The following is a 21,195-nucleotide window of genomic DNA, read 5'->3' on the forward strand; positions in this document are numbered from 1 at the left end:
TTACGGTCCTTTCTTTTTAGGAGCGGAAGGCGCAGGCGCCGAAACAGGAGCCGCTCCACTGTCAAAGGCCCGCTCATCCATGCTGTCGAAGAACCTGATCTTCTGTCCGACAGACTGCGGGTTGGCTTTCATCGGGTGGCAGACGGCACAGAAGGCCTCCATCTTCTCACCCTTGCCGACATCGGACCTCAGATAGCGGTAGTTGGGGTTCGACGGGTGGGGATCGTGGCAGCCGATGCACTCGAAGCGGCCGTCCCGCATCAACTCATTGGGTACACGCGCGATCTTGGCGTTCACGCTCGAGATGCCGTAGGGGTGGCTGATGTGGGCCGAGACCGGCTTGATGCCCATGCCGCCCTTCTCGGGCGTTTCGTGACAGCTGAGGCAGAGCGCCGTGATCTTCGAATAGGGCTGCTTCGTCGCAGGGTTCACCGCAACCTTGTTCGCCGGGACCGAAAAAATGATGACATCCTTCGCATTGTGAATCCCGTGGCACCCCGAGCAGACGAGGCCTTCATGCCCGCCGAAAGCGAATGCGCTGAGCGGCAGCACGAGGCCGATGGCAATAACCAACAACCTTACTGCAAACATAGACCCTCCTTGAACGATAATTATTATGCTGTAAAACAGCATGGTTTTATGCACACCGGCAGTTCGATCGTTTCAGCAGCTCCTGTACGAGTCGTCTTCCTGCGCACGCCCGGGATGCAGCGCTGCGGAGCCGCGAACGGCAAGAAAAAGGGCGATAGGTGCGCCGCTGCGCGCCGGCACCCCGCCGCTCGCTGTTCTCCCTGACCTCATGTCTCCTCCAACAGCACAATAACTGCTATTATAGTAATATATAGTTTGTCTTGAAATTGTAGTTGGAATCTCTCTAATTGTCAAGCTTCATACCCCTTCGCCTGAAGGGGGAGGAGCTTTCTTGACAAACAGTGATTTGATCGTTAAAATGAAAGACTTACCATCTGAAAGGAAATTGAGCGCACTCTTATGAAGATTATCGTTTCAGAAATTCCCGATGAGGGAATGGACCTCGACATAACGGAGCAGATCGGCTCCGAAGCGGTGAAGATCACGTCACCCGTGCATGCCGTGCTGCATATAAAAAAGACAGGGGCCGAAGTGATGGTGAACGGCACGGTAAGCGGCGACGTGGAGCTGCAGTGCAGCCGGTGCCTCGCTTCCTTTCCCCTGCATGTCGAGTCCGCTTTCGATGTCGTCTACGACCCCGCCGAAGCGGTGGCCCGGGACGAGCATCACGAACTGAAGAGCGACGAGCTTGACACGGGATTCTATAAACAGGATACACTTGATACGGACGAGCTGCTCGCAGAGCAGCTGATACTGAGCATCCCCATGAAGCCGCTCTGTTCGGCGGAGTGCAAGGGGCTCTGCCCTGTCTGCGGCGCGGACCGGAATACCACGGACTGCGGGTGCGAGATAAAAGAGGCCGATCCCCGGCTGAAGGTGCTTGAACAACTTTTAAAAAAGAAGGAGTAGATCATGGCAAACCCGACACATCGTCATTCAAAGGCACGGAGAGATAAGCGGAGAGCGAACTGGAAGGGACAGGCGCCCGCCCTCGTCGCCTGCCCGGACTGCAAGGAACTGAAAATGCCCCACCGCGTCTGCAGCAGCTGCGGCTCGTATAACGGCAAGCAGGTTATCGAGGTCATCTCCAAGGAATCATGAAAGTAGCCCTCGACGCAATGGGGGGAGACTTCGCTCCCGAGATGACCATCTCAGGGGCGCTCGAGGCGGTCAGTGAATACGACATGGAGGTCGTGCTTGTCGGCGACAGGCAGCGGCTCGCTGCCGTGCTCAGGGACAAACGCTACCCCTCGAACAGGATATCCATCGCCCATGCCTCCGAGGTCGTGGAGATGCATGAATCGCCGTCCACCGCACTCAGAAAAAAAAAGGACTCTTCCATCCGGCGCACCATCGAGCTGGTGAAGCATGGTGACGCCGACGCCGGCGTGAGCGCAGGCCATTCCGGCGTTGCCATGGCGACCGCCCTCTTCCTCCTGGGCAAGTCGCCGAATGTCGACCGGCCCGCCATCGCCACCATCATGCCCTCGCTGAAGGGCTTCTTCGTGCTCATCGATGCAGGGGCCAACGTGGATTGCAAGCCCGAGAATCTCCTCCAGTTCGCCTATATGGGCAATGCCTACTACCGGGCGATCTTCAATGTCGCCGAGCCGCGGATCGCCCTCCTGAGCATCGGAGAAGAGGATACCAAGGGCAACGAGCTGACGAAAGAGGCCTTCAAGGCCCTGAAGGGCGCCCGGCTCAACTTCACGGGGAACATCGAAGGAAAGGACCTCTTCGTGGGAGACGCCGATGTCATCGTCTGCGACGGGTTCATCGGCAATATCGTCCTGAAGGTGAGCGAGGGCCTCGCCGAGACCATCATCAAGATGCTGAAGCGGGAGATCGCCGATGTAGCCACGGGCAAGCTCGCCTATCTCATGATAAAGCCGGCGGTCCGGAATTTCAAGAAGAAGACGGACTACTCCGAGTACGGCGGCGCTCCGCTCCTCGGCATCAACGGCACCTTCATCATCAGCCACGGCCGCTCATCGTCCAAAGCGATAAAGAACGCCATCAAGGTCGCTGCCGAAATGGCCAAACAGCGGGTGCACGAGGTCATCGCAGACACCCTGACCGCGGCAGCGGCCGATCACTCGTAACGACGTACCGGCATTCGACCTGCAGCACCACTAACGACGAGGGAAGTTGAGGACGGGGATGAAAAAGAACGACACTGCAGTGCGGGCGCGCATCATCGCCACCGGATCGTCTGTTCCGGAACGCGTCGTGCGCAACAGCGATCTCGAAAAGATAGTCGACACCTCGGATGAATGGATCACCGAACGGACCGGGATCAGGGAGCGGCGGATAGCCCGCGAGGACCAGACCACGTCGGACCTCGCCTGTGAGGCTGCGAAACAGGCGCTCAAGCAGGCCGACCTGAAGGCAAAGGATATCGACCTGATCGTCATCGGCACCGTCACCCCCGACATGCCCTTCCCCTCGACCGCCTGCCTGGTGCAACACCGGCTCGAAGCGAAAAACGCAGCCGCCTTCGATGTCAGCGCCGCCTGTTCCGGCTTTATCTACGCCCTGGCGACCGCGGACAGCTTCATCAGGGCCGGGACGCACAAGCGCGTGCTCGTCATCGGCGCCGAGACCCTCTCGAAATTCGTCGATTGGGAGGACCGCACCACCTGCGTCCTCTTCGGCGACGGCGCCGGCGCCGTCGTCCTCGAAGCGGCCGCCGGCGATTACGGCATCCTCTCGACCCACCTCTATGCCGACGGCAGCCTCTGGGAAATGCTCAACATACCCGGCGGCGGCTCGAAGAACCCTCCTTCCCGGGAAACCCTCAAGGACCGCCTGCACTGCATAAAGATGAAGGGGAACGAGACCTTCAAGATCGCGGTCCGGAGCCTGGAAGGCCTCGTCACCGAGACGCTCAGGGCGAACAGGCTCAAGCCCTCGCAGCTGACCGCGCTCATCCCGCACCAGGCGAACCTGAGGATCATCAAGGCCACGGCAGAGCGGGCGGGCCTCCCCCTCGATAAGGTGGTCATCAACCTCGACCGCTACGGCAACACCTCCTCGGCGTCCATTCCGATCGCTCTCGACGAGGCGGTAAGGACCGGGAGGGTGAGAGCGGGCGACTACATCCTGCTGGAAGCCTTCGGCGGCGGGCTCACCTGGGCCTCGGCGCTGATACGGTGGTAGGGCCGGCGCGCAGGTACTGTCGGTGCAATGAATCCCGCCGGTACCGGTAGTCCTACTTCTTGTCGAGCCACCGCACCGGGAAGGTGATGATGAAGGACGTGCCCTTGCCCTCTTCGCTCTGAATTTCGATTTCCCCGAGGTGTTCCGAGACGATCTGCCTGACCAGGGGGAGACCCATGCCGAAACGGTAACGCTTGGTGCTGAAGAAGGGGTCGAATATCTTGTCCCGGTCTTCCGGAGAGATTCCGGCGCCGGTATCCGAGATGGTGAGCACGGCCCTGGTGTGGTCGCCGGAAGTGGTGATGGTGATCGTGCCGCCCGAAGGGGTGGCCTCGATGGCGTTGCGGATGATATGAAAGATCGCGGCCCTGAGGAGATTCTTCTGGGTGTTGATCTTGATCGGCTGATCGGAAAGGCCCAGCCGGATGGTGATGCCTTTATCGATCGCCTCTTTCTCGACGATGGGGACGACCCCCCGTATGATCTCGTTGATGTCCTCGTACCTGAAGATCGACTGTTTGCTCTTGAGCAGCGTCTCGAAATCCTTGACGATGGTCTCGAGCTTTTTCGATTCGTCGACGATATCTTTCAGGTTCTCTCCGAGCCGCTCCGAAACCTTCTCCTTTTCGAGGATGCGCTGGCAGGTCCACCCGATCACGGCAGCGGGGTTCCGCACCCGGTCGGCGACGGTGAGGGCCATGAGGCTCATGGTCCGTTCGGCGACGAGGGTCTCGAGCTCCTGGTTCAGCTCGGTCAGGTCCGCGTTGATCGCCTCGATCCTCCGCTTGTTCTCGAAGAGCTCCCGGTAAAAGGCGTAGACCTTCGAGAAGAAGAGGCTGACCGAGCCGATCACGATGAAGGTAAAGGTGTTGAGGCTGCCGCTGAACGGTTCTATCTGCCTCCATACCTGCTCGTTTCCCGTGGGGACGAGGACCCGCTGCAGGATATGGCCCATGGAGCGCGAGAGGGCGAAGATGACATAGGTGGCGGAGAGCCAGAGCACATAGTTCCAGAGCGTGTTCTCCCTGTTGGTCCGGTAGAGCTTTATAGCGGCGCAGAGGGAGAAGAAGGAGAGGACGATCATAGCGACGGAACCGGCTACATCGATGAAGACCACCGGGAAGAGCGGCAGCACCGCTGCGGCAGCAGTCGCGCCTTTCCCCTCCTCCCGGAGATGCTCCACCAGCCCCTGGTAGAAGAGCAGCATCGCAGGCACGAGATAGAGGTGATCGAACTTGGTTATATAGTAGAGATGGTCCCAGCCTTCGAGCACGATATCGCGCCAGAAGTATCCCCATCCCTCCCGGGTGCCGATGATCTGCGACTCCTCGATCCAGTACTCGGTGATATGGCCGATGAACGTATCGACATTCCATGCGATGAACAGGATCTGGGAGGTGAAGAGATATCTCCATCCCTTCTCCTTGTGCAGCCGGTTCTTGAAGATCGTCCACATGACGAAGAGGCAGGAGATGATGAAAAAGACATGCCCCATCTGGTGAATGAAGATCCCCGGATAGCCGTGCGGCACAAAGGCCCAGGCCGGAGACGGCAGCAGCAGAAAGAGCGCTATCCAAAAAAGTGATCTCATGATTCCTTATAGAGGCGTTTTGCCTTCCTCTTCTTGTATCCCTTGATATGCAATACCCTGAAGAGCCTTTCGAGCTTGTCACGATAGGCCATGGCCAGCAAGATGACGACAACGGCGACGCCGATGAGGATCGAGAAGCGGCCGTACTGGTGATGGCGGATATAGGTGCCTCCGAGGGTCAGGAGGATGGTGCCGAAGAGCCTCCCCGTGCCCCCGATGATGAGGAACTCGCTCGTGGTCAGGTGCCCCAGGCCGAGGATATAACAGAGATAATCCTTGGGAAAGCCGGGGATGAGGAAGAGCAGAAAGACGAGAAAGGCGCCCTTGTGGTGCAGGAGATAATCGAAGCGTTTCATCGTCGCCTTGTCGACGACCCGTTCGACGAAAGGACGGCCGAAGGCGCGGGCGAGCGCAAAGGCGGCGTACGAGCCGATGGTCAGCCCGATCGTCGAGAGCACGATCCCGAGAACAGGGCCGTACAGGAATCCGCCGAGGAGGCCGGTCACTTCCCCGGGGATAGGCGCTGCAACAACCTGCGCCACCTGGAGAATGATGAAGCCGAGGAACGAGAGGGGCCCCAGTGTATCGAGGAAGTGGAGCAGTTTCTGTTTGTTCAGGAAAAAGTGGGCGAGCCCCGACGTATACAGCACCAGGGTAATGCCCCCGACGATCACCAGCAACAGGAGGAGTCTGACCCAGACGTTATTTTTCTTTTCGGTAATAATGCGTGCCTCTCATACTCCCCCCGGACAGCAGGCTCGGCAGCGGTGACACTGCTCACCTCATCATCAGGCCTTCGGCGTCCCGCCGGTCCCGCCGCCCAGCCGATCCATGAACGGCTTCAGGATATCGATGGGAACAGGGAATACGATAGTGGAATTCTTTTCGGTCGCTATCTCGGTGAGTGTCTGGAGAAAGCGCAGCTGCAGCGTCACCGGCTCCGACGAGATGATCTTGGCCGCATCGGCGAGCTTCTGCGCTGCCTGGAACTCGCCCTCGGCATGGATGACCTTCGCCCTCCGCTCCCGCTCGGCTTCCGCCTGTTTCGCGATCGCCCGCAGCATCTCGCTCGGGAGATCGACGTTCTTCACCTCGACCGCCGACACCTTGACGCCCCACGGTTCGGTCTGGTCGTCGATGACCCTCTGGAGCTCGGCGTTCAGCTCATCCCTCTTCGTAAGCAGGTCGTCGAGCTGGCTCTGGCCGAGTATGCTCCGCAGGGTCGTCTGTGCGATCTGCGAGGTGGCATAATAAAAGTCCTCCACTTCGGTAACCGCCCTGATCGGGTCGATGGGCCTGAAATAGATGACCGCATTCACCTTGACCGTGATATTGTCCTTGGTGATGATATCCTGGGGGGGGACGTCCATGGTCACGGTCCGCAGGCTCACCTTCACCATTTTATCGATGATCGGCCATATGATGACGAGTCCCGGGCCCTTGACGGGTATGACCCTGCCGAGCCTGAAGACGACGCCGCGCTCATACTCCTTCAGTATTTTGATAGCGCTCGAAAGAAAATAGAATATGACGAGGAGAACGAATACCACGCTTATCAAAGGGGATGCCCACATAACCTTTCATGCCTCCTTGGGGGTGCAGCGACTGTCCGCTCGTACAGAGCAGGACGGATAACCGCCCGGAAAGTAAACACAATCATTCACATAGTTATTATACTATTAAGCGAGGAAGCCGGGCAAATGACCGGGTTACTCAATGAGCTTCAGTGCATGGGTGAAGAAAAGATAGGCCCTGGTCCTCATTGAAAAGAGCCGCTCTACGGCCTTCTTGTAGAGGTGCAGCTGGAAGGAATACTGCCGTGAGAGCTCCGGCAGCTCGGCAGCGGTGACGGGATACGTCTTGTAGTCGTAAATGACGGCGGTATCCTCCGCGATGATCACGCGATCGATCCTCCCTTTATAGACAGTATGCCCCAGCTCCAGGATAAAGGGGAGCTCGGCATAGGAACGCTCGCGGGGCATGATGACGTCGCGCAGATACCCGGCCTCTTCGAGCCGCCGGAGGTCGTCGAGGATGATCGTGCGCATCCGTTCCACATCCCGGTCCGAGAGCACTTCGCTCTTGAGTATCTCGACGACCTTCGCTTCCGGACGGGAGGGAGGGATCTGCCCTTTCGATATCCCCTCGAAGACGCGGTGAAAAGCCCTGCCCAGAACAACCCAGTCCTGGCCGTGCTTTCTCCTGATATCGTCCACCTCTTCGGTGACGTCGCGCCAGGTCAGCGGGGGCTTGTACTGCGGCGTGAGTGGATCGACAAAAACGATCTCCCGGCCGCGTTCCTTGCGCTCGGAGAAGTCGGGGAGGAAGGAGAGCTGTGTGCCCGGGGCTGCCGGTCCGCCGGGCTCCTCGCCGCGTTCTCCGGCGCTCACCCGTTCAAGGGAAAAGGGCAGGTCCGCCTCAGGCGCATTACCTGCGTCGTCGATACCGAAAGCAGCGAAGAGAGGGGAGAGCTTGCCGGAAGGCCGCTTCCCGAGCACCCCCGACATGCAGAGGAAGTCCATCGCCCTGGTCGCTGCGACATAGAACAGGCGTTTCTCCTCGTCTTCGGACTTCTCCCTGCTGCGCTGAAAGAGCGCATGCCCCTTTCTGGCTTCCGCATCTTCTTCGTAGCCGATAATGATACGCTCGCCCTCCTCATCGAGAACAATGCTCTCCGACCTCCCCTGCCCTCCCTCGTCGAGACAGGGGAGAAAGACGAGGGGGAACTGCAGCCCCTTGGCGGCATGGACAGTCATGATCCGAACAGCGTTCATGCCCGCGGTGCTCACGTTCGCCTTGGGCTCCTCCGCCTTGGACGAGGCCCTGATGAGCTTCTCCCGTATCTCGAGACCGGTAAGGCCTCCCGACTCGAGCTCTTCGACGAGCTTGATGAACTTCTTTACATTGACGTAGCGCTGCTTCTCGTGGAAATACCGCCATGCCCCGGTCTCGGCCAGGATCTCCTCGATCAGAACGGCATAGGGCGTATGCTGCGCCCGCCCGCGCCACGCGCTCAGCGCCGCTGCTACCTGGCGGACCTCCGAAACCAGGGTCCTTTCGAAAAGACTCTCGTAAGACCCGAGCAGCGCATAGAGATACCCGATGGCGAGCTCCTCGGGATCGGTATGCTTCACGAGCTCGACGAGGGAGGCGTACTTCATCGAAAAGAGCGGCGACCGCACGACATTGAAGAGACTGTAGTCGGCCATGGGGTCGATGAGGAAGAAGAGGAGGTCCCGCAGCATGCCTATCTCGGGGGTATTGTAAAAGCCGATGCCCTTGACCACGATGAAGGGTATCCCCTCCTTGCGCAGGGCGTCTTCGAAAGTCGAGAGAGAGGTCCTGTTCCTGAGGAGAATCGCCATATCCCCATACGTGCAGCGCCGCGTTCTCTCACCCTCTGTCAGCTCGTACTGCCCGTGCAGTTTCCTGATCCTCTCCGCGATCAGCGCAGCCTCCCTCCGCCTGCTCTCCTTGGTATTCCTGCCCGCCTCGCTGATGACGAGCTCGACACGGCCCCTGCCCTGCCGCGTTGCGGCGAACGGCACATACTCCACCTTCCCGTCATCGCAGAGGCCCTTCGGCATCAGCCGCTCGAAGAGGGCATTGACGAAATCGACGACGGCAGGCAGGCTGCGGTAGTTCTCTTTCACCTCGATAAAGTGGCAGTCTTCGCCGAGCCATTCCGAGAACTTCCTCCGTACGTTCCTGAAGATGCCGGCATTGGCGCCCCGGAACGAATAGATCGACTGCTTATCGTCGCCGACGAGGAAGATGGTGGGCGTGATCCCCGCTTCCCGCTTTCCCCCCATCCCGGACCGCCACTCCTCCGTGAGGCGGTCGATGATGCGCCACTGGAGGGAGCTCGTGTCCTGGAACTCGTCCACCAGGATATGGTCGGTATGCTCATCGAAGGAGTAGAGGATATTCTGCCACTCCGGGTTCGTCGAGACCGCCTGGTGGGCGAGGAGCTCGAGGTCATTGTAGTCGAGCAGATGGCGCTGCCGCTTTTTCTTCCGGTAGCGTTCGAGGCAGCGGAGATAGACGGCGAGGACCTTTCCGATGCGCTCCGGACCCTCGATATGGATCCCGACCTCTTCATCCCTGATGCCGAACTCGATGCCCGGCCTTTTTTCGTGAATGGTCCTGAGGAGGCGGTAGAGCCTGCTCCAGCCCTTCATGCCGTTCGCCTTGATGACCTCGTAAAAGAGCCGCTCTTCGGACGCCCCGTCCTCGAGGAGGCACTCATAGACCGCCTCTTCCCAGAGCATGGCGGCGCTGAACCCGTCCATGACCTCGAGCGCAATATCCATATCGAGCTCCAGGCAGAACCGCTTCAGCAGCTTGAGGCAGAAGGAGTGGATCGTCGAGATGCGCATGCGCGGCATCTTCTCCCGCACCTCGTGAAAGAGGGCGGGGTCCTCCTTTCTCAGGATGGTGAGGATCCGCTCCTTCATCTCCGCCGCCGCCTTCTCGGTGAAGGTGATGGCGAGTATCCGTTCGACCGAAGAACCGTTCTTCAGGAGGGCGATATACCGGCGCGCCAGCTTCTCGGTCTTGCCCGAGCCTGCCGGCGAGGAGATCATGACGCTCTTCGAGGTGTCGAGATAGGGTTCGTCCATCAGCAATCAGCCATCAGCTCTCGGCTATCAGCGTTCCTTCAGCGCGTCGTGGTTCTTCTGCAGTCTGCTGGCGGCTGAACGCTGCATGCCGAGCGCCTTTCCTTATTCTCCTATGATCTTGACGAGCACTCTTTTCTTGCGCCTGCCGTCGAACTCGCCGTAAAAGACCTGCTCCCAGGGGCCGAGGTCGAGCGCGCCGTCCGTCACCGCCAGTACCGCCTCCCGTCCCATGATCTGGCGCTTCAGGTGGGCGTCGGCATTGTCCTCGCCCGCGTTATGCCGGTACTGGCTCACCGGCTCGTGGGGAGCGAGCCGTTCGAGCCAGAGATCGAAGTCCTTGTGGAGGCCCGCCTCATCGTCGTTCACGAAGACCGAGGCGGTAATATGCATGGCGTTCACCAGCGCCAGTCCCTCTTTGATGCCGCTCTCCCTGAGGCACTCGTCGACCTGCGGGGTTATATTGATGAACGCCCGCCGCGCAGGGACAGTGAACCACAGTTCCTTCCGGTAGCTTTTCATGGCGCCGCGCTACTGCATCTCCGAAAGCCGCTGCTGCGCCTGCTGCGCATACGCGCTGTCGGGGAACTTCCTGATGATCTCCTGGTAGAGCTGCCGCGCATGCTCCTTGTTGTTCTGCAGCTCTTCGAACTTCGCCGTTTCGAAAAGCTCGGCGGCATTGTCCGACGAGCACCCCGCGAGCAAAAGACCGCACAGCAGTACCGCTGCAAGAGCAGTATGTCGCATAAAACCTCCTCGATGAGGGCATGAAAGGATCGTACCTCCATTGTAACAATTTACCCGGGGAATGTTCATCGAAAATCATCATCGCCCGTAACGGTGGCGCACAACAAAAAACCGCGGCCCGGACGGCCGCGGTGAGCAGATCGCTTCCCCTGCTGCAGGTCTCATTTTGTCATGCGCCCTCCCCTGTGCCCCGGACAGCGCTCATCGCGGAATTTCTTTAGAAAGGGTGATCGTTTTTTTCACTTCATCCCAGATATGTGCGATATCGTTCCTCAAGCGCTGCCACAGCTCACGGTCGGCTTCGTCGAGCTCCTGCGCCCTGCGGTATAATGCCTCGCGCCTGAAGCAGAGGTCCTCGATCTTCCGGATATATGCCTCCGACTCGGGAGACCCGGGGGCGAAATCCGGCTGTCTCCCCCTGAGTCCTTCGATCTCGTCGCCGATCGCCTTCAGCTGGTCGTCAATAGAGTGATGCTCTTTCCCGCGGTCTTCCATGAGCGTTCCCTCGGGAGGCAACTACTCCTCCCAGTAGGGGCTTCTGCCGTAGAAACGGTAAATGCTCGAGCCCCATGCCCGGTCAGCCATATCGGGCCCGTTGTCCTTATCAAAGCCGGGCGCTCTTTCGAGCGAGCGCTTGTCGACATCGAGGATGAGCCGGTCGTCATCGGCAGACCACTCCAGCGCCTCGGGCGGAATAGCGAAGAATCTGTCTCCTGCGCCGAGAAACCCGCCGAAGGAAAGCACCGCGTAGGCGATACGCCCTTGCGAGAGGTCGATGACGATATCCTCGATATCGCCCAAATCCTCTCCGGCCCTGTTCTCGACCTCCTTTCCGATGAGCTTGGTTCCCCGGATGAGATATGACCTTACCACTTCCTTTCTTGCCACGAGAGCCTCCTTTCTCCGGCGGGGCGGCCAGAAGAGTGCCGTTGGTGACGGGACTGAAACGGCTTCTGCACGTTGATGCGCAAGCGGCGAGGAGTCGGACAGCGTGGAGCGAGAGCAGGCACCGGATAGCGGGCAATCCCCTTATCCCAGTTATAGCAGAGAGGGCATCACATGTCAACGCGTCGCCCCAGAGCGGGGGATTCGTTCCAGCGCGTTCACTTGTTTCCGTACGGATGTGCGCATTATTTTTGCAAAACAGGGGCTTTTTAAGCTATAGTTATCATAACCATATGACCGTCATGCGAAGCACACAAACGAGGGCTTTACCTCTGCCCTCCTGTCTGTTTCCGTTATTGTTTCCCTTTTCATTCTTACCGGTTGCACGGCAGAAAAGCGCGCTGCGGAACAGCGCCGCGGCCCTCTGTTCAGGACGAAAAGCCTTCGAGCTCGTCGGGTCTCGTACCGGTGAATTTTATGTCCGGTATCCCGATAATGAAAGTAAGATTCGTCTCATGCATCGTAGCAGGGACCCGCTGGAATATCCGGAGCGCGCCGGGGAGAGCGCCCGATGCCCCGCGCCTGAAGAGAAGACAGCGGAGAAAGGTGATTAGAAATGAAAAACTCCCAGAAAGACAAGGGCCGGAAGGACAGGAACCAGCAAGACAAGCGAAAGTACGATCGCAAATCCGGTTCCGAGACGGTCAGGTTTTCGATCATAGGCTCTTTCTCGGGTCAGAAAGAGCTCTTGCCTGAAGCGAGCTTCTCGGGGACCATCGTCGATATGAGCGAGAGCGGCCTGGGACTCCTCACCGATATTCAGCTCGAGCCGGGAACGCTTGTCAAGCTCAATGAAGTCAAAGGCTCCAACGTAGGCGTCGTCATGTGGACCATCGACACGGGGAGCAAGTACCGCATAGGGCTGAAGTTCGTCTGAAGCAGGCTTTCACGGACAACCGCAGCAGGTTTGCGAAAACGGTCGCCCGCCCCTCACCAGCCACGACGTACCTGAGTCTACGGCATCAGCCTAAAATCTCCAGTTGCTCGGTCTCTTCCCCCCTGGCACGCCGCCCGGCGCCTGGGGCCGCTGGGGAGGCCGGGAGGGCGGCGGCGTTGCCGGAGAGACGCCCTCTTCTTCGGGGTGATGAACCGCCTCTCCTCCCGGGGCTGCCGCAGCTTTATCCCCGCTGCTTCTCCCCTTGCTCTTGTCGGCGGCGATCACCTTCACCTCCACGCGGTCCTCTCCCCGCACCATGACCACCTTCTGGTGGTGCACCTCTTTGAGGGTGTAGCCGCTCAGGCTGTCGCCGATCTTGAGGGCTGTCTGGCGCTGCCCCCTTCCCGGGGTGCTGCGGGGCGCCTTCTTGTCGGAGAGGTAGGCGAGGCTTACCGTATCGGTAACCAGGGTGCCGTAGAGCACGAATTCGGGCTTCGGCACCACCTTCTCCGGCTGCTTCAGGGGCGGGATCTTCCGGTCGGGATGGAACACGTTCTGCTCGGCGATAACGGTGTACTCCATGAGCGGCGGGATCGCATGCTGCTCACTGCCGGCTGCCGGCTCTTCCTTCTTCTCCTCCACCACCGCCTTTGCAGGAATGGGCGCGAGCGTGATCTTTATGTTGAACAGGGGGAGAAGGCCGTACTGCGCGAAGAGCAGCACGCCTCCCAGCAGCAGCAGGTTCAATACAGTGATATTCTTCAGGAGCGACTTCGGATTCATACTACTTGCCTCCATAGAGCCCGGAGACATCGATCTTCACCATGAGGTCCCTCGGCTCCTTGAAGTTCTTTACCCGGGCATCGAGCTCCTTGATCACGAGATACGGCGTCCGCGTCTCTACCGAGTAGAGGATATCGCTCAGGGCGCCGGGATCGGGCACCGATGCATCGAGGCTGACGCTGATCACCTTGATGCTCGGGCCTGCTTCCGCCTTTTCGCCCTTCTTGCCGGGTGCGCCCTTTCCTTTCTGCGCGCCGGCGTCTTTATGGGGAGCGGCCTCGCCGGTTTCGGGCTGCGCGCCGAAGTCCTCGGCCTTGCCGATGCGCTCGCTCGATATGGTCGCCCCTCTGCCGGTCAGTATGCCCTTGACCGTCTCCTGGAGATTGGCCGAGGCGAGCGAGACCGGCTCGCCGTCGATGAATTTGACGCTGTCGGCCTTCGCCTGCTCCTTGAGGGAAGCGAGCTTCTTCTCGAGCTCCGGCTTTTCCGCGATGACGGCTATGTATTTCGTAAGGGTTCTGGTCTTCGCCTCCTGCTGCTCCTTGATCGCGGCGATTTCTGCCCTGACCCCGAGATATGCGTACTCGTAGAGGACCATGCCGACGAGCAGGACAATGGCCGGAACAGCGATCACGAGGATTCTACTTTTTCTCATTGCTCACTCCCTCCATTTCCATCTTGAGCTGGAACCGGTCCATGTTCTGGCGGGCGTCTCTGAAGGTAGGCGAGGCGAACTCGACCTTCCTGAAGTACTTCGATGCCTCGAGCTTCGGTATGAGGACCGTCGCCGAGGGAGCGTACCCCTCGATATTGACCTGCGTGTCGTTGATGCGCACTCTCGTAAGCCAGACCGGCGCGGGGAGCACGGTCGTCAGCTCCTTGATGAGGTTCACATACAGGGGCCTGCCGCTCTTGAAGCTCTCGACGAGCGCCGCCCCGCTGCTCACCGCCTCTATCTCCTTCTTCAGCTTCTCGACTTTGGCGACCTCGTCTTTCCTGAGGGCGATCTGGCGCTCTATCTCCTTGAGACGCTGGGTCTCGATGTTGATCGGAATGACGAGATAGACGCCGATCAGGGCGACGATGACGAGGCCGAGCAGCGCGGTGAGCCATAGCGGCGTCTTCGCGCCCTCCCGTGCCCCCCTGCTCAGCAGGTTCAGCCCTTTCGCCTCGGGCCAGAGCTGGTCGAGCGCGCCGCCGACAAGCCCCGGAGAGAGCTCCTTGAAGTCGGTGATGCCGCTCATCTTCTTATCGACCTCATCGATAATGCTGACAGGATACCTGCCCCTTTGCCGCAGCATCTCCTTGAGGACCGAAGTCCTGCCGCTGAAGGAGAGAAACACCGGCGGAGCGCCGTTCTGCCCTCCGGCGAGGCCCGCGAGGCTCCCTATCTGCGCTTCGATAGCCGCCGCTCTCTGGTGGTCGTCGCCTTCGGGAAAATCGGACGATACAACGCCGGCGAGGGCGCCGTCGTTCACCGCGCCGCCCTTGCAGCCTCTCTCGCCGACCGCCAGGAAGACAAAGTGCCGGCTGCCCGAAATATAGCGGCAGAGCGCGGCCATCCCCGAGAGATCGAAGGTGATGCGCACGGTCTCGAGGCCCGCCTCCTTCAGCGCGGTGCGATACGCCTCGACCGCTCCCGCCTTTGCAGCAGCGACCATGAGCGTCACCTTTTCCTTGTCCCGCGCGAACGGCACGAAGTCGTAGACCGCTTCATCGGCGCTGAAGGGCGTAAAGCGGTCGAGCTCATAGGAGATGACATCGGTGAGGTTCTCGGCGGCAGCGGCCGGCAGCTCGGCTGATTTCACCACGACCCACGACTTGGGAAGGCTCAGCACGATGCCGGTCTTCCGGATATTCAGATCCCTCATCGCAAGGGCGACGGTCGACGCCGCCTCTTCAGGGGTGGGATAATGGTCCTCCGCGAACCGGTACCGCTTGTATCCCTGCAGCCGGTAGCGGGAGAGAAAGCGTGTCGCGTACAGCGCGGTAATGTGCCCCCGCTCGATCTCGATGCAGAGGCACGATGCCGAGGCAACGGCATCATGTGCCGGACTGAAGGTGAGGACTTTCCAGGCCGGCGCCCCTATCGCCTTGAGCCGCGCAGCCGCTGCAGCGGCTGCTGCGCTCATCCTGCTGATGACTACTGTTCCTTCCATTGTCGAATTTCCTCTGGGTTCTTGTAGTAAATGTATTTATACTTGTTGTTTTCGTTCTTGACGATCGCCCGTATGGCATGGCCCGCCTTCTTGCCCGGGCTTATACCTTCGGCTTGAATGGTAAAGGCGGTCCCCGCGTCGTAGCTGAGATACGCCTGCATCGTGGAAGCGAGCCCTCCCAGCACTTCGCTGAGGTCCTGCGGCGTCTTGATCTCCCTGGTCTCCCTGAAAGAGATGATGCTGTCGGCGACATCCTCGGTCATCCCCGGGACCGCCATCAGGACCTCCCGGGGCGCTGCGTTCGCATTGATCTGGCCGCTCCCGGAATAGACGGTAACGAAATCGAACAACCCCTTCTTTTCGCCATTGCCGTAGAGCACCGCCGGTGATACACCCTTGACGAGGAGGAGCTCCTCGACGCTCTCCAAATTGGCGTTCTTGGGCGCATACGGGGCGGGGAGTGATTGATAGTAGGCGTCTTCAGCGCCGTTGAGGCGGACCAGGTCATCGCCGTCCTTCCAATCGAGTATGGCATCGACGATGGCGTCCGGCTCCTCGCCGTCTCTCCCCTTGATGCCGAGGTTCGTTATCAGATTTCTTAATACTATCTCAGATACGGCGTTGATGTCTACCTTCCCCGACTCGCTGACGAGGCGGATCCTGCAAAGGCCCTTGCCGACCTCCACCTCGTGCGGTGTGCCGTCGATCTTCCAGGACTCCGCTATCTCTTCGGTGAGGGCGTCACTCCTGTGCTTGTCCCGGTACACGAGCTCCACGATCCCGCGGGCGATCCCCCCCTCGGCGATGAACTTGTTCTCGACGCTCTCCTTGAAGGCGAGCGTCGAGAAGACCTCGGTCCGCGCCATCGAAGCGAAGGCGAAGGCGATGACGATCATGATGGTCAGAATCCACATCACCATGATGAGCACGATGCCTCTCTGGGAGCCGCTGCCGGCGACCATGCTATTCCGCGCCTCCCGCCACGATGCCCGTCGTTGCCTGTGCGCTGCCGACCCGGAGCGGCACGATCAATGACGAAGGGCCTGTTCCGTTGTCGACCGTAACCCTGATCTTGCCGGGGATGGTCTCCTCGCTCGTCCACTCTTCCACCCACTCGCCTTTTTCGTCCGTCGGCCCCTTGTAGAAGAATTCGAAAAAGATATCGCGCGCGTTGCCGATGAGCTTCGTCTCGCGCGATCGCCCCGTTACGGGATGAGTCTCCGCGGCCACGAGCGTCTTCCGGTCGCGCTCGCCCGTATCGACCCGGTAGGCGACCATGACATAGCCTCCCTCGTCTCCCCAGATCGAATAATGGGAGGGAAACTCGAGGCGGGAGCGCTCCCCCTTGAACATGACCGCGCCCTCCTTGATCTGGTCGGAAGCTGTCCCGGCCGGAGGCGCAGGCGTCTCGGCCTGATTCAGGCCGGTCTCGATATTCTTTTTGAAGAAGGCCGACTGGATATGGGCGTCGATGATGCGCATCGAGGTGCGCAGCCGCTCCAGCGACTCCGCCTTGCGTTCCCCCGCTGCTACCGAACGCGACCCGATCTGCATCGCCCCTGCGGTGATAACGACGATGATGCCGATGAGCGTCACCGAGATCAGGAGCTCGAGGAGCGTGAAGCCCGCCTCCTTGTTTTCTGATTTTTCCCTTTGCATGTTAAATTTTCTTGTCCATCATCTTCATGGTCGTGAGCGTGAGCGACCGCTGCCGGGGGCCCTTCTGCCACCGTACGGTGAGCCGCACCGTAAGGAGCTGCACATCGAGGCTTTCGGTCCTCGCCTCGTCGCTCCTCTCGACAGCGGCATCGACCAGATAGCCGTCCTCGGTCTGCATGCTCCAGGCGCTCTCCTCCAGCTCATCGTCATCGAGCATCTCGCGCATCAGGGACTCGGCCCTGGTCACTGCGGCGACATAATCTTCGGAGACAGCGAGCGAGTGCATATTGGCGGAGAAGAGCTGGAACACCACCACCAGCGCTATCCCGAGTATCGAAAGCGCCACGAGCGTCTCGAGGAGCGTGAAGCCCTCTTCCCTTCGGGAAGTGATGCGTGATGCGTAATGCGTAATGCGAAAAAACTTCAATTTTGGAATTGATAACAGCTGTCTTTTCTTATTTTCCATTTTTTACTTTTACTCATCACGCATCACTTTTATTTTATCGTTACCGCGCCGATCACCGGGTCGGTCTCGATGCGCACGGTACGTTTGGGATTCGCCAGTACGATGGTCCCGCCTTCCGCAGCGCCGATCGGCCTGAAGACGAACCGGTACTGTCCGGTCTCGAACGTCCCCTCTGCAGGATCGACCACGCTGACCGCCACCTCCGGAGGGATCGCCTTGGAGCCGCGGCCTTCGATGCCGAAGCGCTTTGCGTCCATGTCGAGGGTCATCACCTGGCGTTCCCCGCTGATCACCGCGAGAGAACGCGCATAGCGGATTACTGCCGAGACCTCCCGGGCGGTGGCGTCGAGATTGCTCGACGGGAGCGCGTTCACCAGGAGCACCGTCGAAAGGCCGAGCATGAGGGAGACGAGAAACATGACGATGATCAGCTCGAGGAGGGTAAAGCCCCTTCGGGAAGTGATGCGTGATGCGTGATACGTGATGCGAAAGAACTTCAACTTTGGAACTGATAACAGCTGTCTTTTCTTATTATTCACTTTTCACCTTCACGCATCACGCATTACTGATTACTTTCTAGAACGGCAGCTCGGAGATGCTGAATATCGCCATGAGCATCGAGAGGACGATGAAGGCGATCACCAGCCCCATGCCGAGGATCATCGCGGGCTCGAGGAAGCCCACGAACCGCTTGATCGCGACCTTCAGGCTCTTCTCGTACGTGGAGGCTACCTTGAGCAGCATGGTATCGAGCTGTCCCGTCTCCTCGCCCACCTTTATCATCGAGAGCGCCAGCGGGGGGAAGACGTTGGCGTCGGCGAGCGGCACGGCGAGCCCCTTTCCCTCTTTGGCGCCCTTGGCGACACCGTCGATCGCAGCGGATACGATCTGGTTGCTTATCACGTCGCGGGCGTTGTTCAGCGCCTGGAGCAGCGGCACCCCGCTCTGGAGGAGCGTGCCGAGCGTCCTGCTGAACCGGGCGGTCTCGAGCTTCCGGATGACCTCGCCCATCAGCCTGAGCTTGAACGCATCCCACGAGCGCCTTCCCTGCGGCGTCCTGATATACCGTTTGAAGAGCAGCCCGCCTGCCGCAGCAGACGCCAGCGCCATCCACCAGTACGCCTTGAGCACACCGCTGAAGGCCAGGAGCAGCTGCGTCGAGACCGGCAGCGAGCTGCCGAGCTCGGCGAATATGGAAGAGAACTTGGGGAGCACGAAGGTGAGGAGCACGATGATGGACAAGCCGCCGGTGATCATGAGAATGGTCGGATAGATCATCGCGGAGAAGACATGGTCTTTCAGCTCCTTCGACGACTCGAGGAACTCGTTCAGCTTGTCGAGCACCACATCGAGCACGCCGCCCGCCTCGCCCGCCCGTATCATGTTGATGTATATCCTCGGGAATATCCTGGGCTGCTTCTGGAGCGCGTCGGAGAAGGAGCTCCCCTCCCTGATCGCCTTCAGCACCGCCTGGACGATCTCCTTCATCTCCTTGCTCTCGGAGATGTCCGCAATGATGTTGAGGCTCCGGTCGAGCGGCAGCCCTGCGCCGAGCAGCGCCGACAGTTCGGTGGTGAAGGTGAGGAGGTCGCCCTTCGACGAACGCAGCGACAGGCGCCGCCTCCCTCCCTCGCGGGGGACCGTGATCTTGAGGGGAATGACCCCGGTGCTCCGCAGGCGCTCGACCGCCAGCTTTTCGTCGGCAGCCTCGATCACGCCCTCGACAAAGGCGCCCTCCCGCGTGGTCGCCCGGTACGAGAAGATCGCCATTTACGCCTCCTGCGTCACCCTGAGCACTTCGCTCAGCGTCGTCATGCCTTCGGTCACCCTCCCGGCGCCGTATTCGAGGAGCGTCCGCATGCCGGCCTTCCGCGCCGCTGCCTTGAGCTGGCTGGAATCGACTTCCCTCAGCATGAGCTTGCGTATCTCCTCGCCGATGGTCAGCATCTCGTAGAGCCCGGTTCTGCCGTAGTATCCGGTGAACGAGCACCGCTCGCACCCTCTGCCGTGGTAGAGCACCGCTGTCTCGGGGATGCCGAGCATCGCCAGCTCCTCCTTGCTCGGCCGCGACGGGTCTGCCTCCTTGCAGTCCGGACAGATGACGCGAACCAGCCGCTGCGCGAGGATGCCGCGGATCGTCGAGGCGAGGAGGAATTTTTCGACCCCCATATCGAGGAGCCGCGTGATGGCGCTCGGAGCGTCGTTCGTATGGAGCGTGGAGAAGACGAGGTGACCGGTGAGCGCGGACTGAATCGCGATCTCGGCGGTCTCGATATCCCTGACCTCGCCGATCATGATGATATCCGGGTCCTGCCTGACGATATGCCGGAGCGTATTGGCGAAGTTGAGCCCGATCTGGGGCTTCACCTGGATCTGGTTGATCCCTTTGAGCTGGTATTCGACAGGGTCCTCGACCGTGATGATCTTCTTGTCCGGCGAATTGATCTTGTCGAGCGCGCCGTAGAGGGTCGTCGTCTTTCCGCTTCCGGTCGGGCCGGTCACCAGGATGATGCCGTTCGGCTTCTTGATCAGCCCCGTGAAATCCGCAAGCGTCCTCACATCGAACCCGAGCACATCGAGATCGATGACGATCCCCTCTTTACGGAGTATCCTCATCACGATGCTCTCTCCGTAGAGGACCGGGATGGTCGAGACCCTGAGGTCGATCTCCCGCTCGCCCACCTTCAGTTTTATACGGCCGTCCTGGGGCAGCCGCTTTTCGGCGATATTGAGCTTCGCCATGATCTTCACTCGAGAGACGATCGCCGCCTGCAGCTTCTTCGGCACCGCCTCGATATCCTGCAGCACGCCGTCGATGCGGTAGCGCACCTTCAGCTCGTCTTCGAAGGGCTCGATATGGATATCGCTCGCCCTGCTCTCGACCGCCCTCGTGATGAGCATGTTGACGAGCTTTATGATGGGCGCTTCCGAGGCGAGGTCCTTGAGATGGCCGATGTCTTCCTCCTCGTCCCTGAGGAACTCGACGCCCCTCTCCCCGATATCCTCGATGATCCGGTTGATATTCTGCGACTCCTGCTCATAGAAGTTGGCGATATACTCGTCGATCGCCTCGCGGTCCGTAACGCAGACCATCACATCGGTGGAGAGGGCGATCTTGAGGGCGTCGATAGCCTCGCGGTCGTTGGGATTCGCCATGGCCACTTTGAGCAGATTGTTCTTGAACTCGAGCGGCACGATCCTGTTCTCCATGATGAACCGCGATGATATGCCGTTGAGCACGAGCGGAACCTTCGGGAGATCGTCGACCGTTATATACAGGGGGGACGGGTTGGTGGACATAAGTAATTACACCCTATCTGCTGAGCCGTATTCGCTCGGTTGAGGGTCCATACGTTTTCCTCCGTGATCATGCAGCACCGCGTCGGGAGCGGCGCGTCGTGATGATGCAGCGGGCATGCGGTGCGCACACGAAACACGATGCTATGCGCTTGGCGTACAAACCTTTTTCAATTTACTAAGGTGTACGTAAGTAAGGCTACATATCGGCGGCATAGCGAACAGAAGGAGCCTGGAAGAAATTACGAACAAGTCCAGGCAGCTTTTGCAGTGAACGGAGGAATCCTATGACCTTATGCTTG

At 59.8% G+C, this 21,195-nt stretch carries 23 protein-coding genes; 5 read left to right on the forward strand and 18 right to left on the reverse strand.

Annotated elements, in window-relative coordinates; all coding sequences use genetic code 11:
- Entirely contained in the window at positions 1–591 is a 591-nt protein-coding gene (locus AB1805_10220) for a cytochrome c3 family protein (GenBank protein ID MEW5745793.1), read from the reverse strand.
- A 399-nt stretch (positions 592–990) separates the two neighbouring features.
- Between AB1805_10220 and AB1805_10225 the strand changes: the two genes are divergently transcribed.
- From AB1805_10225 to AB1805_10240, 4 genes are read left to right on the forward strand one after another with little or no spacing between them, the layout of a single operon-like run.
- Complete coding sequence (locus AB1805_10225) at positions 991–1,500, forward strand: DUF177 domain-containing protein (protein ID MEW5745794.1); 510 nt, start codon at positions 991–993, stop codon at positions 1,498–1,500.
- A gap of 3 nt (positions 1,501–1,503) precedes the next feature.
- Positions 1,504–1,692, forward strand: coding sequence for a 50S ribosomal protein L32 (gene rpmF, locus AB1805_10230; GenBank protein ID MEW5745795.1), 189 nt, complete (start codon positions 1,504–1,506; stop codon positions 1,690–1,692).
- On the forward strand, positions 1,689–2,693 hold the full coding sequence (plsX, locus tag AB1805_10235) for a phosphate acyltransferase PlsX (protein ID MEW5745796.1): 1,005 nt from the start codon (positions 1,689–1,691) through the stop codon (positions 2,691–2,693). Before rpmF ends, plsX begins: the two co-directional genes overlap by 4 nt.
- Before the next feature lie 58 nt (positions 2,694–2,751).
- Positions 2,752–3,750 (forward strand): beta-ketoacyl-ACP synthase III, encoded by a 999-nt coding sequence (locus tag AB1805_10240; GenBank protein MEW5745797.1) that lies wholly within the window; start codon positions 2,752–2,754, stop codon positions 3,748–3,750.
- Positions 3,751–3,802: 52 nt separating this feature from the next.
- On the opposite strand, the gene AB1805_10245 is transcribed toward AB1805_10240, so the two are convergent.
- The 8 genes from AB1805_10245 to AB1805_10280 form a co-directional block, all read right to left on the reverse strand.
- Positions 3,803–5,341, reverse strand: a complete 1,539-nt coding sequence (locus AB1805_10245) for a HAMP domain-containing sensor histidine kinase (protein MEW5745798.1) — start codon at positions 5,339–5,341, stop codon at positions 3,803–3,805.
- Positions 5,338–6,015: a TVP38/TMEM64 family protein gene (locus AB1805_10250; GenBank protein ID MEW5745799.1), complete on the reverse strand. Its 678-nt coding sequence runs from the start codon at positions 6,013–6,015 to the stop codon at positions 5,338–5,340. The genes AB1805_10245 and AB1805_10250 overlap by 4 nt, the downstream gene beginning before the upstream one ends.
- 114 nt (positions 6,016–6,129) lie before the next feature.
- Complete coding sequence (locus AB1805_10255; protein MEW5745800.1) at positions 6,130–6,915, reverse strand: slipin family protein; 786 nt, start codon at positions 6,913–6,915, stop codon at positions 6,130–6,132.
- Positions 6,916–7,050: 135 nt separating this feature from the next.
- Entirely contained in the window at positions 7,051–9,963 is a 2,913-nt protein-coding gene (locus tag AB1805_10260; protein MEW5745801.1) for a UvrD-helicase domain-containing protein, read from the reverse strand.
- A 102-nt stretch (positions 9,964–10,065) separates the two neighbouring features.
- On the reverse strand, positions 10,066–10,482 hold the full coding sequence (locus AB1805_10265; GenBank protein ID MEW5745802.1) for a secondary thiamine-phosphate synthase enzyme YjbQ: 417 nt from the start codon (positions 10,480–10,482) through the stop codon (positions 10,066–10,068).
- A gap of 9 nt (positions 10,483–10,491) precedes the next feature.
- Positions 10,492–10,707, reverse strand: a complete 216-nt coding sequence (locus tag AB1805_10270; protein MEW5745803.1) for a hypothetical protein — start codon at positions 10,705–10,707, stop codon at positions 10,492–10,494.
- A gap of 201 nt (positions 10,708–10,908) precedes the next feature.
- Entirely contained in the window at positions 10,909–11,223 is a 315-nt protein-coding gene (locus tag AB1805_10275; GenBank protein MEW5745804.1) for a hypothetical protein, read from the reverse strand.
- Positions 11,224–11,595 carry a PRC-barrel domain-containing protein gene (locus tag AB1805_10280; protein MEW5745805.1) on the reverse strand — a complete coding sequence of 124 codons (372 nt, stop codon included), beginning with the start codon at positions 11,593–11,595 and terminating at the stop codon, positions 11,224–11,226.
- Between the two features lie 613 nt (positions 11,596–12,208).
- On the opposite strand from AB1805_10280, the gene AB1805_10285 reads away from it, so the two are divergent.
- Positions 12,209–12,529, forward strand: coding sequence for a PilZ domain-containing protein (locus tag AB1805_10285; GenBank protein ID MEW5745806.1), 321 nt, complete (start codon positions 12,209–12,211; stop codon positions 12,527–12,529).
- Between the two features lie 90 nt (positions 12,530–12,619).
- Here the strand turns inward: AB1805_10285 and AB1805_10290 are convergent, their stop codons facing one another.
- The 9 genes from AB1805_10290 to gspE all read right to left on the reverse strand — a co-directional run bounded on the left by AB1805_10290 (position 12,620) and on the right by gspE (position 20,896).
- Positions 12,620–13,312, reverse strand: a complete 693-nt coding sequence (locus AB1805_10290) for a hypothetical protein (protein ID MEW5745807.1) — start codon at positions 13,310–13,312, stop codon at positions 12,620–12,622.
- Between the two features lies 1 nt (position 13,313).
- Positions 13,314–13,967 (reverse strand): hypothetical protein, encoded by a 654-nt coding sequence (locus AB1805_10295; protein MEW5745808.1) that lies wholly within the window; start codon positions 13,965–13,967, stop codon positions 13,314–13,316.
- Positions 13,954–15,471: a PilN domain-containing protein gene (locus tag AB1805_10300; GenBank protein ID MEW5745809.1), complete on the reverse strand. Its 1,518-nt coding sequence runs from the start codon at positions 15,469–15,471 to the stop codon at positions 13,954–13,956. Before AB1805_10300 ends, AB1805_10295 begins: the two co-directional genes overlap by 14 nt.
- Positions 15,456–16,433 carry a type II secretion system protein GspK gene (locus AB1805_10305; GenBank protein ID MEW5745810.1) on the reverse strand — a complete coding sequence of 326 codons (978 nt, stop codon included), beginning with the start codon at positions 16,431–16,433 and terminating at the stop codon, positions 15,456–15,458. Before AB1805_10305 ends, AB1805_10300 begins: the two co-directional genes overlap by 16 nt.
- Before the next feature lies 1 nt (position 16,434).
- On the reverse strand, positions 16,435–17,130 hold the full coding sequence (locus AB1805_10310; GenBank protein ID MEW5745811.1) for a prepilin-type N-terminal cleavage/methylation domain-containing protein: 696 nt from the start codon (positions 17,128–17,130) through the stop codon (positions 16,435–16,437).
- 1 nt (position 17,131) lies between these two features.
- The gene (locus AB1805_10315) at positions 17,132–17,557 is read right to left on the reverse strand and encodes a type II secretion system protein (GenBank protein MEW5745812.1); all 426 of its coding nucleotides are present in this window, start codon (positions 17,555–17,557) and stop codon (positions 17,132–17,134) included.
- Positions 17,558–17,625: 68 nt separating this feature from the next.
- Positions 17,626–18,096 (reverse strand): GspH/FimT family pseudopilin, encoded by a 471-nt coding sequence (locus tag AB1805_10320; GenBank protein MEW5745813.1) that lies wholly within the window; start codon positions 18,094–18,096, stop codon positions 17,626–17,628.
- A 76-nt stretch (positions 18,097–18,172) separates the two neighbouring features.
- Positions 18,173–19,366 carry a type II secretion system F family protein gene (locus tag AB1805_10325; GenBank protein MEW5745814.1) on the reverse strand — a complete coding sequence of 398 codons (1,194 nt, stop codon included), beginning with the start codon at positions 19,364–19,366 and terminating at the stop codon, positions 18,173–18,175.
- Positions 19,367–20,896, reverse strand: a complete 1,530-nt coding sequence (gene gspE, locus AB1805_10330; protein MEW5745815.1) for a type II secretion system ATPase GspE — start codon at positions 20,894–20,896, stop codon at positions 19,367–19,369.
- Between the last annotated feature and the right edge of the window lie 299 nt (positions 20,897–21,195).

This window comes from Nitrospirota bacterium (genome assembly GCA_040752355.1).
In the GTDB taxonomy this organism is placed as follows: domain Bacteria; phylum Nitrospirota; class Thermodesulfovibrionia; order Thermodesulfovibrionales; family Dissulfurispiraceae; genus JBFMCP01.

Coding starts and splice junctions, on each gene's coding strand:
- AB1805_10285 (MEW5745806.1), top strand. CDS start 12,209: ATGAAAAACTCCCAGAAAGACAAGGGCCGGAAGGACAGGAACCAGCAA.
- AB1805_10245 (MEW5745798.1), bottom strand. CDS start 5,341: ATGAGATCACTTTTTTGGATAGCGCTCTTTCTGCTGCTGCCGTCTCCG.
- AB1805_10325 (MEW5745814.1), bottom strand. CDS start 19,366: ATGGCGATCTTCTCGTACCGGGCGACCACGCGGGAGGGCGCCTTTGTC.
- AB1805_10240 (MEW5745797.1), top strand. CDS start 2,752: ATGAAAAAGAACGACACTGCAGTGCGGGCGCGCATCATCGCCACCGGA.
- AB1805_10225 (MEW5745794.1), top strand. CDS start 991: ATGAAGATTATCGTTTCAGAAATTCCCGATGAGGGAATGGACCTCGAC.
- AB1805_10290 (MEW5745807.1), bottom strand. CDS start 13,312: ATGAATCCGAAGTCGCTCCTGAAGAATATCACTGTATTGAACCTGCTG.
- rpmF (MEW5745795.1), top strand. CDS start 1,504: ATGGCAAACCCGACACATCGTCATTCAAAGGCACGGAGAGATAAGCGG.
- AB1805_10300 (MEW5745809.1), bottom strand. CDS start 15,471: ATGGAAGGAACAGTAGTCATCAGCAGGATGAGCGCAGCAGCCGCTGCA.
- AB1805_10260 (MEW5745801.1), bottom strand. CDS start 9,963: ATGGACGAACCCTATCTCGACACCTCGAAGAGCGTCATGATCTCCTCG.
- AB1805_10220 (MEW5745793.1), bottom strand. CDS start 591: ATGTTTGCAGTAAGGTTGTTGGTTATTGCCATCGGCCTCGTGCTGCCG.
- gspE (MEW5745815.1), bottom strand. CDS start 20,896: ATGTCCACCAACCCGTCCCCCCTGTATATAACGGTCGACGATCTCCCG.
- plsX (MEW5745796.1), top strand. CDS start 1,689: ATGAAAGTAGCCCTCGACGCAATGGGGGGAGACTTCGCTCCCGAGATG.
- AB1805_10295 (MEW5745808.1), bottom strand. CDS start 13,967: ATGAGAAAAAGTAGAATCCTCGTGATCGCTGTTCCGGCCATTGTCCTG.
- AB1805_10310 (MEW5745811.1), bottom strand. CDS start 17,130: ATGCAAAGGGAAAAATCAGAAAACAAGGAGGCGGGCTTCACGCTCCTC.
- AB1805_10265 (MEW5745802.1), bottom strand. CDS start 10,482: ATGAAAAGCTACCGGAAGGAACTGTGGTTCACTGTCCCTGCGCGGCGG.
- AB1805_10270 (MEW5745803.1), bottom strand. CDS start 10,707: ATGCGACATACTGCTCTTGCAGCGGTACTGCTGTGCGGTCTTTTGCTC.
- AB1805_10305 (MEW5745810.1), bottom strand. CDS start 16,433: ATGGTCGCCGGCAGCGGCTCCCAGAGAGGCATCGTGCTCATCATGGTG.
- AB1805_10255 (MEW5745800.1), bottom strand. CDS start 6,915: ATGTGGGCATCCCCTTTGATAAGCGTGGTATTCGTTCTCCTCGTCATA.